2 protein-coding genes are annotated in these 1,683 nt (G+C 54.5%); both read left to right on the forward strand.

Annotation, left to right across the window (positions count from 1 at the left end; translation table 11 throughout):
- Window positions 1-607: 607 nt before the first annotated feature.
- Window positions 608-1,396: a hypothetical protein gene (locus E8Q41_RS21290; RefSeq protein ID WP_137157583.1), complete on the forward strand. Its 789-nt coding sequence runs from the start codon at window positions 608-610 to the stop codon at window positions 1,394-1,396.
- Between the two features lie 73 nt (window positions 1,397-1,469).
- On the forward strand, window positions 1,470-1,683 hold a 214-nt coding region (locus E8Q41_RS21295), incomplete at its 3' end, for a transposase (RefSeq protein WP_137157584.1).

Genomic DNA, 1,683 nt, shown 5'->3' on the forward strand with positions numbered 1-1,683 from the left:
ATCGAACGTGCCGGCTTTGCTCAGGCGATCGAACCGCTTCCACACGCTATTCCATTTCCCGAAGCGTTCAGGCAATGCCCGCTAGGTGATATTGTGGACAGCAAAATAATGCAGAGCTTCCAGGAAAAGCCGGTCATTACGGCCTTTGTCGCCCCGGCGAGGCAATGATGCCCTAAACACTTCGAGCGCCACTACCCAATCACCGTCAGTCATCTTCGTGCTCATGCCGACCTCCAAATCAGTCGGCATCCCATGAATCAGACAACACTCAGTGGGGGAACCCCGTTTCAGCTAAATGCGGCAATCCGTCCACACCGCCTAGGCACGAGCCCCTTCTTCCCTGTTGGCGACGTCCGCCGCCTTCTCCCATTCTCGGTATTGCTTGGACTTGATGCGACCACGCCCGCGCAGCTTCATGTAGATGTAGCTGGCGCTGGGCGGGATGGGGAGTGGATGGCGTAGATGCGGCCTATGTCGATATCTTTCTTTTACAATGCCAATCCTAATTAAGTTTTTCTCACTTGCGAATCAAATTCGCCTCTTAAACTTGAAACTAACCCTCCCTATATCTTACCTTGCATTAGTGCACTTTGCCCACAGGAGGGGCATGTCAATCATGAGCCAAGGAGCTACGCCGAACGACCTCAACCACAAACACGAATTCATCAAGGCCGTAATTTACGTGCCTCTCGGAGTGGCTGCCACTTGGTTGTGCGTTATGGCGGTGACCAACGTCGGCGCTACGATCTGGCGGAGCAATTCCAGCGAAGCGATGAAGATGGCGGATGCGCCAGCTATCAAGATAGACCAGCCGAAGATCGCGGTTGACCCGAAGTCAAAGCCGATACCGCAATATGCCAAGAAGGACGTGATCAAGCCCGCCATCGCGTTCGATCAGGAGATGCCTGACGACTATGTCGTCAGCAAGGAAATGGCGAACGAGGCTCACAGCATCAACCCCGAATTCTATCAGGAGCCGAGTTCTAAGATGAGGGAAATGGGCCGCACGACGGCCTGCGATGATTTCGGCTGCACCACCGGCACGTGGAACCCTAACCTTTCCGGCCAAACCACCACGCGTGGTATCCCGCCGATGTATGACGATGCGGCTCAGGGGAAGCTCGTCAATCCGGACGACGATTTCGCCGAGACCGAAACGACGCCGTATTACGACAATTTCGGCCCACCGGTGAACCGCTACTACAGCTATCGGTACGATCAGGGCCTACAGAACTCTTACCCGGCAGGGCGGCGTCTGGAACCACAGATGAACTGGACGCAGTCGCGCGAACTCCAGCGCTCTCAGATCCCCGGCAAAAAGAAGCTGGCTCTGAAGAAGCGCAGCCACGCACTTCCTTTGCGGGACTCATCGACCAGCAAGAAGCTGGTTGACTAGGCTTAGGCCTCATTAATTAAGGGGCTTTTAAAAGCGGGCGAATTTTGATTCACTCAGGGCGGGAGGAATTACCATGAGTGATTTGTTTTTACTGACACCATCCCAGTTTGCCCGAATTCGCCCGTACTTCCCACTGGCCCATGGCATCCCGCAGGTTGATGATCGGCGTGTGGTCAGCGGCATTATTTATGTTTTGAAACATGGACTTCAGTGGAAAGACGCTCCAAAGGAATACGGCCCCCACAAGACGCTCTACAATCGCTTCATCCGTTGGAGTGAATTGGGCG

Source organism: Rhizobium sp. FKL33, from assembly GCF_005222915.1.
Classification (GTDB): Bacteria; Pseudomonadota; Alphaproteobacteria; order Rhizobiales; family Rhizobiaceae; genus Rhizobium_E.

Excerpts from the sequence above, each read along its gene's own strand:
- E8Q41_RS21290 (WP_137157583.1), top strand. The coding sequence starts at position 608 with ATGTCAATCATGAGCCAAGGAGCTACGCCGAACGACCTCAACCACAAA.